Below are 14,932 nucleotides of genomic sequence, written 5' to 3'. Positions count from 1 at the left end.
CGACCGCCCGCCCGGCGCAAGGGCTATCCATAGGTTAATTTCATAAAAACACTCCGAAAAGTTTTTTTCGGAGTGTTTTTTATTCGTTCCAATTCAGATATTCATTCCGGCAGGCAACGCAAAACGCAACACTATAATCGTTGTCCGTCCCTAAAAATCTTATCTAAAAACAGATTTTCCCGCTTATATTTCTTAATTCAATTTTGATATATCAAAATTTTAATTTATTTTCGTATTCAAAATGACTTCGTTATATTATTAATTAAATTTAAATAATTATGAAAATTTTATCTATTTCAGCCCTTGCAACGCTGGTTGTAGCCGTATCCACCATGAACTACACAAGTTTTACGAGATTGAATGAAACTGATCTTTTGCAAGCCAATATCGAAGCGTTAGCCCGGGGTGAATCTGAAACAGGAGTAGCGGAAGCGATGATTTCTGTCACGAGAGGATCAGAAACCATCGAGAATGACAAAGGGGAAAAAGTTACTCTCGCATACACTAGATATACCACTACTGCTTGTATTGGCAAAGGCGAAGTATATTGTGTATCAGGACAAACGGTAACAGTTTACGACTAGCAGGCATCCTAGCTCATGAAGCGAATCCTTTTTTCTTTTTTTTCTATCCTGTTGTATTCGTGCACGTCTTCTCCTTTGGCGACGATGTCAATACCCGTCGTTGAACACAAACCGATCGACGATTCCGTATTATTCGATGCAAAGCGGATCGTTTTTTTGTCGTCCGATTCCTGCATGATAGGAAGCATCTCACGAATCGTCCTGTGTGACGACAGGATTTATTTATTAGACACTCAAACCGATGCGGTATGGATATACGACATGCAAGGGAATTATATCGGGCATATTCGGGCAGTCGGACGGGCTGCAAACGAATACATTAACCTAATGGACTTTTTCGTGGACAGGGAATCGAAACAAATCGTCCTGTATGCGGACCCTTCTAAATTTTTGTTTTACGATTACAACCTGAAACCCACCCGAGTCATGAAAGCTCCGGCTTTATTTTACGAAACCGTGAATTCCGGAGAACAAATTGTCTGTTTCAATGCGCGAACTGCCGATCCGGAGTGCTGCATTTCAGTACTTGCCGAAAAAAATGGCGACCCGCTAAAAATAAAAACTTCCGTCCCCCTGGCACAGCAAGATTACAGCGACGTATTCGTGTCCGGTCGCCAGCTTACCAAAAGCAAACGCATCAATTTTTCGAAACGGTTCGACAATTCCATTTACAGCGTGGAAAACGGAAGCGTAACCTTGCGATACACGATTGATTTCGGAAAAGCGAATCTTCCGGACGGTTTGTTACAGCAGAAACTCCAATTGCAAGAATTTATCGACAAGGTTGCATCGAAAGGATATATTTATTCGATCGTCAATTTGAAGGAAAACGACTCGCACATTTATTTCAACACTTCTTCACCCGGATTATACCGACTTTCTAAAACGGCTTTCACCGTTCAACACATCCCGGAGATCACAGACAGCGAATCCGGCATCCGACACTCCATGATGATCGCTACCGAAGATAAAAATAACGAATGGATCTGTTTCTGCAAAAACATGATGGAATTGAAAAACGAAGTGGATCTCGATAAAGGTCAGCAAAAAAATAACCCGTTCGTACAAAAAGTAAATTCTTGCAATGAGTCAGACAATCCCGTTCTTTTTTTCTATCATTTGAAATAATCCGACAAATCAAGGAACTGCCAATCTCTTAAATTTGACTTATGAGATATTATTTCCTCTTTTTTCTATTGCTTGTATCGTATTCCTGTTCCCGGGAAGATCAAAATCCCGATTCGATCCGGATCGACCTGTCGCGCAGCTACGGCAATGAACAACTGGAAAGCATCGTAGACGATATCCGTCTGGTTCCTCTGGAAACGAACGACAGTTGCATCGTCGGGCAGTACGACCGGGTAATCGTAAAAGGCCGGTCGATTTTCATTCTGGACAAAATGCAAAACACCGTTTTTTGTTTCGATACAACCGGCAAATTCCGACAGAAAATCAACCGACAGGGACGTTCAGGCCAGGAATATATCACGGCAGACGATTTTATCGTACAGGACAATACGCTTATTGTTTTCGACAACAACAAATCGCAATTACAATTTTACGACTTTCAGGGAAACTATGTAAAAACAATACCCGTTTGCCAGGGAGATCAAATCGCGGTTAATCCGGCAGGCGGCTACATCGTTTATTCATCCGTCGCGGACAAATACCATGTCTACACATTCAACGACAAGGGAGAAAAAACCGGCGAATACCTACCCGTCGAATCAAAAATAATCAACCTCCCGAGCGCATTTTGCAATAACAGATCCATCCTCTCCTATAATGACGAAACATTCATTCTCAATTTTTTCGACTACAATGTTTACTCATTGAAAAACAACGAGCTAAAAATCAAATACCGTTATGACTTCGGGGTGAAAAATATGCCCGACGACCTACTCGAAGTATCCGATCCGGCTTCATTCATGCAAAAAATAGCAAAAGACAAGAGCGTTCAACAAATTGAAAACTTTACCGAAACACGAAATTGGATAACATTCGATGCGCGCTATCCTGTCTATTACAACAAAAATGCACAAGTCTATTATGTATTCAACGAGTTGAAATTTCCTTACAGTCTTTTCTTTTGGCAAGCTCCTTTGGCAATAAACGACGACAATGAATATTTCTCGATCGTTTCCATCAACCAAATCCAGGCTTTGGTCCCGGCTGTGAAAAAATATACCGGACAATACCCTTTCATCGAAACCGTCGCAAGTGCGTCGATTAATGATAACGACAATAATTGGGCCCTGTTTTTCCGGCTGAAAAACAATTAATAATAAACAAATCAACCTTATAAATCCCCGAAAAGAGATCTCGGCCGGCAAGGTGGGCCGCAACAGCACGATCACCGTCGACGCCGACGGCAAGGAGGGATTGGTTTTCAAAAACTGATCGCGCGGCGTCGCCGCGCGACCGCCCGCCCGGCGCGAGGGCAGTCTTTAGGCTAGTTATAAAAAAACATTCCGACCTATTTCGGAGTGTTTTTTTTATAATCCATTAGCCTTTCTATACTATATTTAGACCTGAATAAACAAATAACGCTAATATATTCGTCTTATATTCGTTAATATATTTTCTGGAATCAAAAATATTAGACAATAACCTTATTTAACAAACTAACATAATCACTAAAAACAAAAATCATGAAAAAAAGAACTATTAAATTGTTTTGTGTCGGGATCGCCGGAGCTTTAGCGGTTTCAGCTTATATCCAAAAATTTCACAAATCTGAAACCGATTTACTGTTTTCCAACATTGAAGCATTGGCCGACCCTGAACAGTCGACAAATAAGTTTGATTGGGTTCCTCCCACAATAAATTGTTCAGTCTATGTTGCAAATAAACAAAATCCCACGCAAGAAGGAACCTATATTCCAGGGACAAAAGATACCTGTATTTCAGGATCACAACACTCAGGATGCCCCGACTGTTCAATATAATTGGCAAAACATCATACCATAAATGAAACTTTGGAAATCAATTCTACCTGTTATTGGTATTGCAGGATTATTTTCCTGCAATACCAATAACTCCAAATACAAAGTGGCGACATCGGACTCAATCACGATATTGCATGTACACGATATCGACCCGGACTTATCCATTGAAAACCTGATAGATTCGGTCGGGTATATTCAATTGGAAACGACCCCCGAATCCCTGTTTGCAGACATGCGAGGGTTGGAAATCTTGAATGACAAATTTTATATCCTCGATTTTAAAGGAACGACTATTCTGTCTTTCGACAAAAATGGAAAATTTCTCAGAAAAATTTCAGCCCAAGGAAGAGGACCAAATGAGTATATCATGCTGGACTGGATGCGTACGGATCCTTACACCAATAAGGTTCTGGCCGTCAATGGATTTTCGAATAAAATACTCATTTATGATGAAAACCTGAAGTTGGAAAAAATCGTGCATACCGATTTCCGTCCCCGAATCGTCATTGCGTTCCGCGACCAAAAACTAATCCATTACAATTATGTAAACAAGGAGCAAGAACCTCCCGGTCTACTTAAAGAGTTTGATCTGCATATTATCGACATGACGGGAAAAACGACGGGAGGTTATATCAAAAACCGGACTCCTGAACACAATATCTTAGGTACTCATGCAACCTCTTCACATGCAGACGGTAGTATCTCTTTTTTACCCATATTCGGCGATACTGTCTATAACATATCGGCCGACGGAACCATAAAGCCATCCTACATATTGGAGATGGAAGGCAAACATATCAAAGGATTATCGGAACGACAACGAAACGAAATCGAATCGGACGAAAATAACCCGTCCCACCGTTACGATTCCTGGGAAGAAAAGGGTTATCTCCTTCCTTTTGAAATATTCGATAACGGAACCCCGATCTCAATTACGTTCAATTCCAGAGAAAGCCTTCGTTACCTCTATTCACCGCAAAGCGGAAAATCATATTTATACAACCCGATGAAAATAGAGGGTAACAGTACGCTGAAATTTTTAACGCAGTCCGCCATGGCCCAACAAGGAGAATGGTTTTATCAGCCGCACAATGCGATCACAATGCAAAACCTGAGCGACTATTACAAATTCTCCGGCAAATACCTCGATATGATCAACGGAATGGAACCCGATGCCAACCCTGTGATTATCTATTACAGATTCAAACCGTTCTGAGCCGACGTATGAAAATTTCGCACCTTTTGTTGTGGGCGATCGTGTTGACGGCGCCGACCGGTTGCCAAAGGCGGATCGCCGAAAAGGATAAGTACATCGTAGAATTTCTGTCCCGCCCGGTTCGTTTCGACCATACGTATTCACCGGATCGGGCGGCCGATTCCCTCCTGTTCGGAACAAAACCGAAACTAATCCATTACGTCGACTCTTCGGGATGCATCAGTTGCAAATTCAGCGATCTGAAATTATGGTCGGTAGTCCATAAGCACTTCCGGATTCCGGTCGTATTGGTATGCGAAACACAAGACATCCCGTCGACACGATACAGACTGCAAAGCATAAACTGGCGGTTCCCGGTAGTGTACGATACGGCCGGCCTGTTTCGTACGAACAACCGGATCAGTACTCCGGTACTCCAAACGTTTTTACTGGACAGCGGCAATCATCCGCTGATCGTAGGAAATCCGATCGGAAATACGCAACTCTGGAATCTTTATGAAAAAGAGATCGCCCGGTTGACGGACATCCGGGAACGGTAAGAAGCAAATCACAATATCGTTACGGTCGAACTATTCCCGCGCCCCTCTTCATTTGATTACAAAGTCCTCATTATTAAACTGTTTACTTGTCGGCAAATAGCGATGAACGAATCCCGATCTCCGGTCGGAAATCACGATTCGCCGTCCAGCGGCAGCGTCACCGCAAAGCGGGAACCCTCCCCGAACCGGGATACGAACGACACCGTTCCGCCGAGCCGCTCGGTGATCGTCCTGCAAATCGGCAGGCCCAGCCCGGCACCCTGCACGAAGCTGTCCACTTTGAAAAAGCGTTTGAAAATGTCTCGCTGCTTATCTTCAGGAATTCCGCAACCGGTATCTTCGACGAACAGCTCCACGGTACGTACGTCCGCAGCGATCGCATAACCGAGGCCGATGTGCCCGGCAAAGGTGAATTTCGCCGCATTCGACAGCAAGTGGTCGAGCACCTGCCGCAACCGCACGGCGTCGGTCGTAATTTTCATATCCTCATCCGGAAGCATCAGATCGAACCGTACGTCCGGACGCATATCCAGCAAATAATTGTGATAAATATCGGACAACAACCGGCCGAGCCCGCATTCGGCGAAATTGTATTCCATCGTCCCGGACTCGATTTTCGACAGATCGAGCACGTCCGAAATCAAAGCCAGCAACTGGTTGCTGTTGGTATTGATCAGACTGACGAATTCCTGCCCCTCGGAACTGTCGATAGCAATATCTCCGTGTGTCAACAGATTTGAAAAACCGACGATGGCATTCAGCGGAGTACGGATCTCATGGCTTATATTGGTCAGAAACGCCGACTTGAGCCGGTCGCTCTCCTGCGCCCGATCGCGCGCGGCAATCAGGTTCTGCTCGACGATCTTATGATTCTGGATGCTCTGACAAACTCCCACGATCCGGTACGGAGCGCCCTCCGTCCGACCCAGGTAAACGGATTTCTCCTGGAACCATTCCCAGGTTCCGTCGGCGCGCTGCAAACGGTAGGTGAAAAGATCCGTATTCAATTTCCCGGCTATCTGGGACATCAGCGCTTCGATCAGGCCGTCCCGTTCCTCGGGATGCACCCTGGCGGCAAATTCGTCGGCCGTCAGCGTACAGTCTCCCACCGGAATACCCAGATGAGTGAACCAGCGGGCGTCGATGATCATTTTGTTTTGTTCGATATCGAAAAACCAGGGAAAAATCTTCGCATCGGTCAACGCCATTTCCAGAACGTATTCCCGGGTCAGTTCTTCCTCGATATTCCGGAACAGGAAAAATATCCGGATTAGTCGTCTGCCGTCATATTCTCCGATGAATTGACCTTTGACATAGAATTTATCTTCCGACCCCAACTTACGAACGTATGTATTCACAGGCAACTCAATGGATTGCTCTCCGCTGACAATACGCTCCATCAACTCGGAAAGAATATTGCGCCCGTCGTGGAAAATTCCGAAGAACTCCTGCATCTCCCGACCGGACACCTCGTATCGGTCCAACTTCAAATCACTCAGCGCCTGGGTATTGATCCTTCGTATTTTTCCGGATGCGTCGACGGCCAAAAGTCCCACGGACAATGTACTGAGCATATTGTCCTGCTGCATCTGCGAAACGCTCTGCGATCCGGAAGCACCGGACGAACGCCTGTTTTTTTTAAAGAACCGCATCCGACTCATCACTCGTAGCTTTGTTTGCCGGTACTAAGTTATACTAAAAAAATCGAATTGACCTGAGAATCTGAATAAAATATTGTATCGGCAACGATATCCGGCTCTTTCCGGGAGTCCGCTGCCGATAAAATGTCAATAAGTTCACACGCCGAAACCGGAAAGACCGGACAATTATACATTCCTTTGTATGCATAAAAACCGAAACGCAATGTCATTGACTGTTATCGAACTGGAAAACATGGAATTCCAGGCATTTCACGGCTGCTACCCGCTCGAACAAGTAGTGGGAAACCGTTTCCTGGTGAACGTTACGATCGAAGCCGACCTGTCGCTGGCCGCCGAAAGCGACGACGTGGCCGACACGATCAACTACCTGCACGTCTACGAAACCGTCCGCGAACAGATGGCCGTCAAATCGCACATCCTCGAACACGTCGCCCGGCGCATCATCGACGCGATCTACCGCAGATTCCCGCCGACACGACGGGTGCGGGTCAAAGTCTCGAAAATGGCGCCGCCGCTGGGCGGAAAAATCGAACGCGTTTCGGTAAGCCTTGAGAAATAGGGCATTCCGGAAAGTGTTGATAAAATATTGATAAGATTCGCCACCGGCGCTTCCGGAAAAAACAAAGAGTTCGTAATCTTGTAACGCCGAACCCTGACGAACACGGGACGGTTAACCGAGTTATTGATCATGTCTGAGAAAACACAAAACAACAGCAAGACCGACGCAATGAAGACGTACAACTATGCCGACGCCGTAGAGGTCGCCAAACGATATTTCAAGGGCGACGACCTGGCCGCAACGGTATGGGTGAGCAAGTATGCGCTGAAAGATTCGATGGGAAATCTTTACGAAGAGTCTCCGGAGCAGATGCACCGCCGGATCGCCGACGAAATCGAACGGATCGAACGGCGCTATCCGAATCCGATGACCGCCGCACAGGTGTACGACCTGCTGAAAGAGTTCCGCTACCTGATTCCGCAGGGGGGGCCGATGACCGGCATCGGCAACAACCTGCAGATCGCGTCGCTGTCGAACTGTTTTGTGATCGGACACCGCCATCCGGCCGACTCGTACGGCGGCATCATCCGCATCGACGAAGAACAGGTGCAGCTGATGAAACGCCGCGGAGGCGTCGGGCACGACCTGTCGCACATCCGGCCCACCGGCAGCCCGGTGCTGAACAGCGCGCTGACCTCGACGGGGATCGTGCCGTTCATGGAGCGATATTCGAACTCGACGCGCGAAGTGGCGCAGGACGGACGGCGCGGCGCGCTGATGTTGTCGCTGTCGGTAAAACACCCGGACGCAGAAAACTTCATCGACGCCAAAGTCGAAACCGGCAAAGTAACCGGAGCGAACGTTTCGATCAAGATCGACGACGAATTCATGCACGCCGTAATCGACGGCAAAAAATACCACCAACAGTTCCCGATCGATTCCGACAAGCCGATGTACGAGAAAGACATCGACGCGCGCGCATTGTGGAACAAAATCGTCTTCAACGCATGGAAGTCCGCCGAACCGGGCGTGCTGTTCTGGGACACCATCCTGCGCGAATCGGTGCCGGACTGCTACGCCGACCTCGGATTCCGCACCGTTTCGACGAACCCGTGCGGCGAAATTCCGCTGTGCCCGTACGACAGTTGCCGCCTGCTGGCGATCAACCTGTACAGCTACGTCGACAAGCCGTTCACGAAGGAGGCTTCGTTCAACTTCGATAAATTCAGGCGGCACGTCGCCGCAGCCATGCGGATGATGGACGATATCATCGACCTCGAACTCGAAAAGGTCGAAGCGATCCTCGAAAAAATCTCGAAAGATCCCGAAGACGAGGACATCCGCCAGGTGGAAGTGAAACTGTGGGAGAAAATCCGCGAAAAAGCGCTTCAAGGACGCCGTACGGGCCTGGGCATCACGGCCGAAGGCGATATGCTGGCAGCCTTGGGCCTGCGCTACGGAACCGACGAAGCGACTGATTTCGCCGTCGAAATACAAAAAACGCTGGCAGTGGAAGCCTACCGCACATCGGTCAAGATGGCGCAGGAGCGCGGTAAATTCCCGATATACGACGCCGGGCGCGAAGAGGGCAACCCTATGATCGAACGCATCAAAGAGGCGGACCCGGCCCTTTACGAAGAAATGGTGAAACACGGCCGCCGCAACATTGCGATGCTGACGATCGCCCCGACCGGAACGACCAGTCTGATGTCGCAGACCACCTCGGGCATCGAACCGGTATTCCGTCCGGTCTATACGCGCCGGCGCAAAGTGAATCCGGGCGACAAGGATGTCAAAGTGACTTTCGTGGACGAAGTAGGGGATTCCTGGGAAGAATACAACGTATTCCACCACAAATTCCTCGTCTGGCTCGAAGTGAACGGATACGACATCGAAGAGGTCAAAAACATGCCGATGACCGAAATCGACAAACTGGTGGCCCTGTCGCCCTATTACAAAGCGACGGCGAACGACATCGACTGGGTCAGCAAGGTCAAGATGCAGGGCGCCATTCAGAAATGGGTCGACCACTCGATCTCGGTAACGGTCAACCTGCCGAACGAAGTGACCAAAGAACTGGTCGCCAAAGTATACCTGACGGCCTGGGAGTACGGCTGCAAGGGCGTCACCGTTTACCGCGACGGATCGCGCGCCGGCGTGCTGGTCGACAAGAAGAAGAAAAAGGGAGCCAAGACGGAGGAAGCTCCGGTCAATCCGGACGGATACCGGCCGCCGCTCAAACGCCCGCTCGAATTGTCCGCCGACATCGTTCGCTTCAAGAACGGCGAGGAGGACTGGATCTCGTTCGTCGGCATTTACAACGACCGTCCCTACGAGATTTTCACCGGAAAGATCGAGGAGGATGCGATGTTCATCCCGCAGAAAATCAAAAAAGGCGTGATCATCAAGGTCAAGGACGCCGAAGGCAACAAACGCTACGACTTCCAGTACAAGGACAAATACGGGTACACGAACACGATCGGCGGCATCTCGCGCCTGTTCGACGAAGAGTTCTGGAACTACGCGAAACTGATTTCGGGCGTGCTGCGCAACGGTATGCCGATTCTGGACGTGGTGACTTTGATCGAATCGCTGCACCTGAACAGCGAGAGCATCAATACGTGGAAAAACGGCGTGGCACGTGCGCTGAAACAATACATTGCCAATGGAACCAAAGCCAAAGAGAAGTGTCCGAACTGCGGACAGGAAACCTTGGTTTATCAGAACAGCTGTCCGGTTTGCATGAGCTGCGGTTACTCCAAATGCGGATAACCGGCTCCCGGGAAACCGGGTTCGTCACAGCCGGCGAGTCGCGGACGGTTGATTCCCCGCGGGTCTTGGAACGGGCGTTTGTCGGGAGGCATCCCGAAACGGCGCCCTTTCCCGGACTAACGGGAAAAAACGGGAACCAACACACCCACACCTATAAAACGCGAAACATGATCGAACATAAATTTCCGGAAAGCCGGGAACTGGATATCGAACTGAACGACGAAATCGCCGAAGGCGAATATTCCAACCTCGTCATCATCTCGCATTCCACGTCGGAATTCGTACTGGACTTCGTCCGGATGATGCCCGGCGTATCGAAAGCGCGGATCAAAAGCCGGATCGTCCTGGCTCCGGAACACGCCAAACGGCTGCTGCTGTCGCTGCAAGAGAACATCGAACGCTACGAAGCGGTCGTAGGCACCATTAACCTGCCCAAAATGCCGTCCGAAGAGACCAGCATGGCCATGAGCTTCATCGGGGGCGAAGCCTGAAAAAACGGACGTTTAAAACGGGTTAAAACAGGGTATCCTGCCGGGTCGGCGGAATGATTCCGAGATGCGCGTAAGCCAGCTCGGTCGCTTCGCGTCCGCGGGGGGTGCGCTTCAGAAAACCTTCTTTGATCAGGAACGGTTCGTAAACCTCTTCGATCGTGCCGGTATCTTCGCTGACAGCCGTGGCGATCGTGCCGAGGCCGACCGGGCCGCCGCCGAACTTGTCGATGATCGTCGTGAGGATCTTGTTGTCCATCCGGTCGAGTCCCCGCGCGTCGATATTCAGCGCATTCAGCGCATAGCGCGTAATTTCCAGATCGATATGCCCGCCGCCCTTGACCATTGCGAAATCGCGCACCCGGCGCAGCAGAGCGTTGGCGATCCGCGGCGTACCGCGGCTGCGTAGCGCCACTTCCCGGGCCGCCTGATCGTCGATCGGGATGTTCAGGATACCGGCCGAACGGCGGACGATCCCGCTCAAAACACGGCTATCGTAATATTCCAGGTAACACTGTATCCCGAACCGGGCCCGCAACGGACTCGTCAGCAATCCGCTGCGAGTCGTAGCGCCGATCAGCGTGAACGGGTTCAACTCGATCTGGATCGAACGGGCGCTCGGCCCCTTGTCCAGCATGATGTCGATCTTGTAGTCCTCCATCGCCGAATACAGGTACTCCTCGACAATCGGGCTGAGCCGGTGTATTTCGTCGATGAAAAGCACGTCGCCGGCATTGAGATTCGTCAGCAAACCGGCCAGATCCCCTGGTTTGTCGAGCACCGGCCCGGAGGTCATCTTGAGGGTCGCCCCCATTTCGTTGCAAATGATATTCGCGAGCGTCGTCTTGCCGAGTCCCGGAGGCCCGTGCAGCAACACGTGGTCGAGCGATTCGCCGCGCATCAGCGCCGCCTGGATGAACACCGTCAGGTTGTCGACGATCTTGTCCTGTCCGCTGAACGTTTTGAGTTCCTGCGGGCGGATCTTGTTCTCGAAATCGAGGTCGGTCTCTATGTTCCGGATATCTTTCATCGGTTCGGCTTGACGCTGCAAAGATAACGATTATTTGCCGAAATACGCTACCGCTCGGCTCCCCATTCGTAATGCGGGGCATCGACGCCGAGCAGCGACAAGACGCGTTCGACGATCGTTCCGCACAGTTGTTCGACAGTCGCCGGCTTCGAATAGAACGACGGCGACGCCGGACAGACGATCGCGCCGGCCTCGGTCAGCCGCAAGAGGTTGTGCAAATGGATCGCGCTGAGCGGAGCCTCGCGCGTGACGAGAATCAGCCGCCGCCGCTCCTTCAGCATCACGTCGGCCGCCCGACACACCAGGTTGTCCGAAACGCCCGAAGCGATCCGTCCGACCGTACCCATCGAACAGGGAATCACCGCCATCGCATCGTACGAAGCCGAACCGGAAGCCGGCGCGGCGAACAGGTCGTCGTCGTCGTAACGGGTAAAACGGCTGTCGGACAGCCATTCGTCGCGGTCTTCGAACGCAGCGACGCGGCGGCCGTTCCCGGTGACGATCAGCGCGATCTCGCCCAATTCCGCGACGCGGGAAAGCGCTTCACACAGCAGGCGGGCATAGACGGAACCGCTGGCTCCGGTCACCGCTACGATGATTTTTCGTCGTCCGTCCATCTTCATAATTCGATTACGGAACATTCGAGCCCCTGTTTTTGCAAATACTGTAAAGTGCGCGGCAACGCGTAACGCAGGTTGCGGAACGACTTGACCGAATCGTGGAATACGACGATCGAACCGCCGCGCACGTGTCTGGTAACGTTGTGCAGACACTGCCGCGGCGAGATCAGCCGGCTGTAATCGCGGCTCAGCACGTCCCACATCACGATGTTGTAACGTTCGCTGATGCGGTGCGCCTGCGACGGCTTGATCCGCGCATAGGGCGGACGGAACAGATCGGTATGCAGGATATCGTTCGCGAAATCGACATCTTCGAGGTAACGTTCGAGACTCATGCCCCAACCTTTCTGGTGACTGTAGGTGTGGTTGCCGATGGCGTGTCCGGCGTCCACGATCATGCGGTACAGGTGCGGGTACTGCTCGGCGTTTTTGCCGAGGCAGAAAAACGTAGCTTTGGCGTCGTACTCGGCCAACTGGTCGAGAATCCACTCGGTAACGCCGGGCGTGGGGCCGTCGTCGAACGTCAGATAAACCCGGTCGCTTTCGGGCATCGACCAGATCAGCGAAGGAAACAGGCGTCGTATGAATTTAGGCGGTCGTATGTACATGGTCCGTTATATCCGGATAAAGCGTACCGGCGGATACGCGATACCGTAAAAAAGCGTTATTTTATACTGCACGGAGCAGGCCGGAACCTCCGGAAAATTTTCGCAAAGTAAGCTTTTTTGCTTCAATTGTCAAAACAACGCGATTTTTGCACGTTTTGTTGTTCCGCCGTCCGCAACCGCGCGCCCGAAGCGACGGCCGCCTATCGAAAAAATGAAGGTTCCCCGTTCCGATTCCGACAAAAAAAGCCTACTTTTGAAAACATGCCGCCGCCGTCCGGCACACCGGCGGCGCGGCGTAAAACCTCAACCGAAAAAGCCATGTTCGACAAACAAACCTATATCGCCCGCCGCAAGGCGCTGCACGCCAAATTGTCCGGCGGCCTCGTGCTGCTACCGGGCAACGACGAATCTCCGGCCAACTATCCGGGCAATACGTTCCGATTCCGGCAGGACAGCACGTTCCTGTATTTTTTCGGGCTGAACCGCCCGGGCTGCTCCGGCCTGCTCGATCTGGATTCCGGCGAAGACGTCCTGTTCGGCGACGACCCGACCCTCGAAGACATTATCTGGACGGGGCCCCAGCCTTCCCTGGCCGAACTGGCCGGCGAAGTCGGCGTCGAAAAAACACAGTCGGCCGCCCACCTGCAGAAGCGGATCGAAGCGGCCGTCGCCAAAGGCCGCCGCATCCTCTTCCTGCCGCCGTATCGCGGCGAAACCCGTTCGACGATGAGCCGACTGCTCGGCATCCGCGCCGACCGGCTGGCGTCCTACGCTTCGGCGGAATTGGCGCGCGCCGTCGTCGCGTTGCGCGAGGTAAAAGAGCCTGCGGAGATCGAAGAGATCGAACGGGCCTGCGAGACCGCCGGCAAAATGCACCGCCTGGCGATGCGCATGTGCCGTCCGGGGATTACCGAACGCGAAATCGCCGGGGCGATCGAAGGCGTCGCCCTGCAACACGGAGCCGGAGTATCGTTCCCGTCGATCGTAACGCAGCACGGCGAAACGCTGCATAACCACGATTACGACCATGTCCTGCAAAGCGGCCGGCTGATGCTGATCGACGCCGGCGCAGAGACGGCGATGAACTATTGCAGCGACTTCACGCGGACATTCCCGGTCAACGGACGTTTCACCGGCAGGCAAAAAGACGTTTACGACATCGTGCTGGCGGCCAACGACCGCACGTTCGAACTGGCCGGGCCGGACACGTTCTACTACCGGATGCACAACGAAGCGTCGATGGTGATCGCCGAGGGACTCAAATCGCTCGGCCTGATGCGCGGCAACATGCAGGACGCGGTCGGGGTGGGAGCGCAGGCGCTGTTCATGCCGCACGGGTTGGGACACCAGATGGGGCTCGACGTGCACGACATGGAGAATATCGGCGAAAAATACGTCGGCTACGACGAAGAGACGCTGCGCAGCTCGACGCCGGGGCTTTCGTCGCTCAGAATGGGCAAACGGCTGAAAGAAGGCTTCGTCATCACGGTCGAGCCGGGCATTTACTTTATTCCGGCGCTGATCGCCAAATGGGAACGGGAAGGACTCGGCGGCGGGTTCATCGACTTCGAAAAAGTGCGGGAATACCTCGATTTCGGCGGTATTCGGATCGAGGACGACATGCTGATTACTTATTACGGCAACCGGATGCTCGGCGGTAACCGCCCCCCGGTAACGACCGCCGGGATCGAAGCGTACATGAACGGCGGATAACGGCTCCGCCCGCCTGCCGCAGAGCGCAAAAAGCGGTTCCGTTTTTCCCGTCGATTTTCATTCGATAGAACAGCGGGGACAAGAATGTTTCGTTCGGGGTACGGAACCGCTTTCAGGCAAAAGTAAATAAAATTCCGTGCATTCCGTCCGGCCCCGAAATTTTTCCGAGACGGCACCGTTCGGAAAATCCTCGCCGCCGGAACGGGGCGGAGCGTCGGAACCCTTGCGAACGGAGCAACCGTCCCGGCAACCCG

The 14,932-nt window shown here is 51.6% G+C and carries 14 protein-coding genes; 10 read left to right on the top strand and 4 right to left on the bottom strand.

Annotated features, from left to right (window positions below; translation table 11 throughout):
• Positions 1 to 278: 278 nt before the first annotated feature.
• The 6 genes from C1A08_RS13075 (at position 279) to C1A08_RS05805 (ending at position 5,287) form a co-directional block, all read left to right on the top strand.
• The gene (locus tag C1A08_RS13075) at positions 279 to 584 is read left to right on the top strand and encodes an NVEALA domain-containing protein (protein WP_145996524.1); all 306 of its coding nucleotides are present in this window, start codon (positions 279 to 281) and stop codon (positions 582 to 584) included.
• A gap of 15 nt (positions 585 to 599) precedes the next feature.
• The gene (locus tag C1A08_RS05820; RefSeq protein WP_101572004.1) at positions 600 to 1,712 is read left to right on the top strand and encodes a 6-bladed beta-propeller; all 1,113 of its coding nucleotides are present in this window, start codon (positions 600 to 602) and stop codon (positions 1,710 to 1,712) included.
• 41 nt (positions 1,713 to 1,753) lie between these two features.
• Entirely contained in the window at positions 1,754 to 2,866 is a 1,113-nt protein-coding gene (locus C1A08_RS05815) for a 6-bladed beta-propeller (protein WP_101572002.1), read from the top strand.
• Between the two features lie 369 nt (positions 2,867 to 3,235).
• The gene (locus C1A08_RS13070; RefSeq protein WP_145996523.1) at positions 3,236 to 3,532 is read left to right on the top strand and encodes an NVEALA domain-containing protein; all 297 of its coding nucleotides are present in this window, start codon (positions 3,236 to 3,238) and stop codon (positions 3,530 to 3,532) included.
• A 22-nt stretch (positions 3,533 to 3,554) separates the two neighbouring features.
• Positions 3,555 to 4,748 (top strand): 6-bladed beta-propeller, encoded by a 1,194-nt coding sequence (locus C1A08_RS05810; RefSeq protein ID WP_101572000.1) that lies wholly within the window; start codon positions 3,555 to 3,557, stop codon positions 4,746 to 4,748.
• Positions 4,749 to 4,756: 8 nt separating this feature from the next.
• The gene (locus C1A08_RS05805; RefSeq protein WP_101571999.1) at positions 4,757 to 5,287 is read left to right on the top strand and encodes a hypothetical protein; all 531 of its coding nucleotides are present in this window, start codon (positions 4,757 to 4,759) and stop codon (positions 5,285 to 5,287) included.
• A gap of 131 nt (positions 5,288 to 5,418) precedes the next feature.
• On the opposite strand, the gene C1A08_RS05800 is transcribed toward C1A08_RS05805, so the two are convergent.
• Complete coding sequence (locus C1A08_RS05800) at positions 5,419 to 6,948, bottom strand: sensor histidine kinase (RefSeq protein WP_228385826.1); 1,530 nt, start codon at positions 6,946 to 6,948, stop codon at positions 5,419 to 5,421.
• A 202-nt stretch (positions 6,949 to 7,150) separates the two neighbouring features.
• On the opposite strand from C1A08_RS05800, the gene folB reads away from it, so the two are divergent.
• From folB to C1A08_RS05785, 3 genes are all read left to right on the top strand, one after another.
• Complete coding sequence (gene folB, locus C1A08_RS05795) at positions 7,151 to 7,507, top strand: dihydroneopterin aldolase (RefSeq protein ID WP_055202885.1); 357 nt, start codon at positions 7,151 to 7,153, stop codon at positions 7,505 to 7,507.
• Between the two features lie 129 nt (positions 7,508 to 7,636).
• Positions 7,637 to 10,219, top strand: coding sequence for an adenosylcobalamin-dependent ribonucleoside-diphosphate reductase (locus C1A08_RS05790; protein ID WP_101571997.1), 2,583 nt, complete (start codon positions 7,637 to 7,639; stop codon positions 10,217 to 10,219).
• 167 nt (positions 10,220 to 10,386) lie between these two features.
• Entirely contained in the window at positions 10,387 to 10,710 is a 324-nt protein-coding gene (locus C1A08_RS05785; protein WP_055203553.1) for a DUF3467 domain-containing protein, read from the top strand.
• Between the two features lie 22 nt (positions 10,711 to 10,732).
• Here C1A08_RS05785 and ruvB read toward each other — a convergent pair whose 3' ends face one another.
• From ruvB to C1A08_RS05770, 3 genes are read right to left on the bottom strand one after another with little or no spacing between them, the layout of a single operon-like run.
• Entirely contained in the window at positions 10,733 to 11,737 is a 1,005-nt protein-coding gene (gene ruvB / locus C1A08_RS05780; RefSeq protein ID WP_101571996.1) for a Holliday junction branch migration DNA helicase RuvB, read from the bottom strand.
• Positions 11,738 to 11,784: 47 nt separating this feature from the next.
• The gene (locus C1A08_RS05775; protein ID WP_101572079.1) at positions 11,785 to 12,354 is read right to left on the bottom strand and encodes a UbiX family flavin prenyltransferase; all 570 of its coding nucleotides are present in this window, start codon (positions 12,352 to 12,354) and stop codon (positions 11,785 to 11,787) included.
• Positions 12,355 to 12,356: 2 nt separating this feature from the next.
• Positions 12,357 to 12,965, bottom strand: a complete 609-nt coding sequence (locus tag C1A08_RS05770) for a polysaccharide deacetylase family protein (RefSeq protein ID WP_055202880.1) — start codon at positions 12,963 to 12,965, stop codon at positions 12,357 to 12,359.
• A 318-nt stretch (positions 12,966 to 13,283) separates the two neighbouring features.
• Between C1A08_RS05770 and C1A08_RS05765 the strand changes: the two genes are divergently transcribed.
• Positions 13,284 to 14,678, top strand: coding sequence for an aminopeptidase P family protein (locus C1A08_RS05765; protein WP_101572077.1), 1,395 nt, complete (start codon positions 13,284 to 13,286; stop codon positions 14,676 to 14,678).
• Positions 14,679 to 14,932 lie beyond the last annotated feature (254 nt).

The organism is Alistipes sp. cv1, assembly GCF_900240235.1.
GTDB classification, from domain to species: Bacteria; Bacteroidota; Bacteroidia; order Bacteroidales; family Rikenellaceae; genus Alistipes_A; species Alistipes_A hominis.
The sequence above is the reverse complement of the archived record's forward strand: the minus strand, read 5'-3'. Positions and strand labels throughout refer to the sequence as shown.

What these genes read in the sequence shown, in the direction of transcription:
- C1A08_RS13075 (WP_145996524.1), top strand. Translation starts at nt 279, where the DNA reads ATGAAAATTTTATCTATTTCAGCCCTTGCAACGCTGGTTGTAGCCGTA.
- C1A08_RS05820 (WP_101572004.1), top strand. Translation starts at nt 600, where the DNA reads ATGAAGCGAATCCTTTTTTCTTTTTTTTCTATCCTGTTGTATTCGTGC.
- C1A08_RS05815 (WP_101572002.1), top strand. Translation starts at nt 1,754, where the DNA reads ATGAGATATTATTTCCTCTTTTTTCTATTGCTTGTATCGTATTCCTGT.
- C1A08_RS13070 (WP_145996523.1), top strand. Translation starts at nt 3,236, where the DNA reads ATGAAAAAAAGAACTATTAAATTGTTTTGTGTCGGGATCGCCGGAGCT.
- C1A08_RS05810 (WP_101572000.1), top strand. Translation starts at nt 3,555, where the DNA reads ATGAAACTTTGGAAATCAATTCTACCTGTTATTGGTATTGCAGGATTA.
- C1A08_RS05805 (WP_101571999.1), top strand. Translation starts at nt 4,757, where the DNA reads ATGAAAATTTCGCACCTTTTGTTGTGGGCGATCGTGTTGACGGCGCCG.
- C1A08_RS05800 (WP_228385826.1), bottom strand. Translation starts at nt 6,948, where the DNA reads ATGAGTCGGATGCGGTTCTTTAAAAAAAACAGGCGTTCGTCCGGTGCT.
- folB (WP_055202885.1), top strand. Translation starts at nt 7,151, where the DNA reads ATGTCATTGACTGTTATCGAACTGGAAAACATGGAATTCCAGGCATTT.
- C1A08_RS05790 (WP_101571997.1), top strand. Translation starts at nt 7,637, where the DNA reads ATGTCTGAGAAAACACAAAACAACAGCAAGACCGACGCAATGAAGACG.
- C1A08_RS05785 (WP_055203553.1), top strand. Translation starts at nt 10,387, where the DNA reads ATGATCGAACATAAATTTCCGGAAAGCCGGGAACTGGATATCGAACTG.
- ruvB (WP_101571996.1), bottom strand. Translation starts at nt 11,737, where the DNA reads ATGAAAGATATCCGGAACATAGAGACCGACCTCGATTTCGAGAACAAG.
- C1A08_RS05775 (WP_101572079.1), bottom strand. Translation starts at nt 12,354, where the DNA reads ATGGACGGACGACGAAAAATCATCGTAGCGGTGACCGGAGCCAGCGGT.
- C1A08_RS05770 (WP_055202880.1), bottom strand. Translation starts at nt 12,965, where the DNA reads ATGTACATACGACCGCCTAAATTCATACGACGCCTGTTTCCTTCGCTG.
- C1A08_RS05765 (WP_101572077.1), top strand. Translation starts at nt 13,284, where the DNA reads ATGTTCGACAAACAAACCTATATCGCCCGCCGCAAGGCGCTGCACGCC.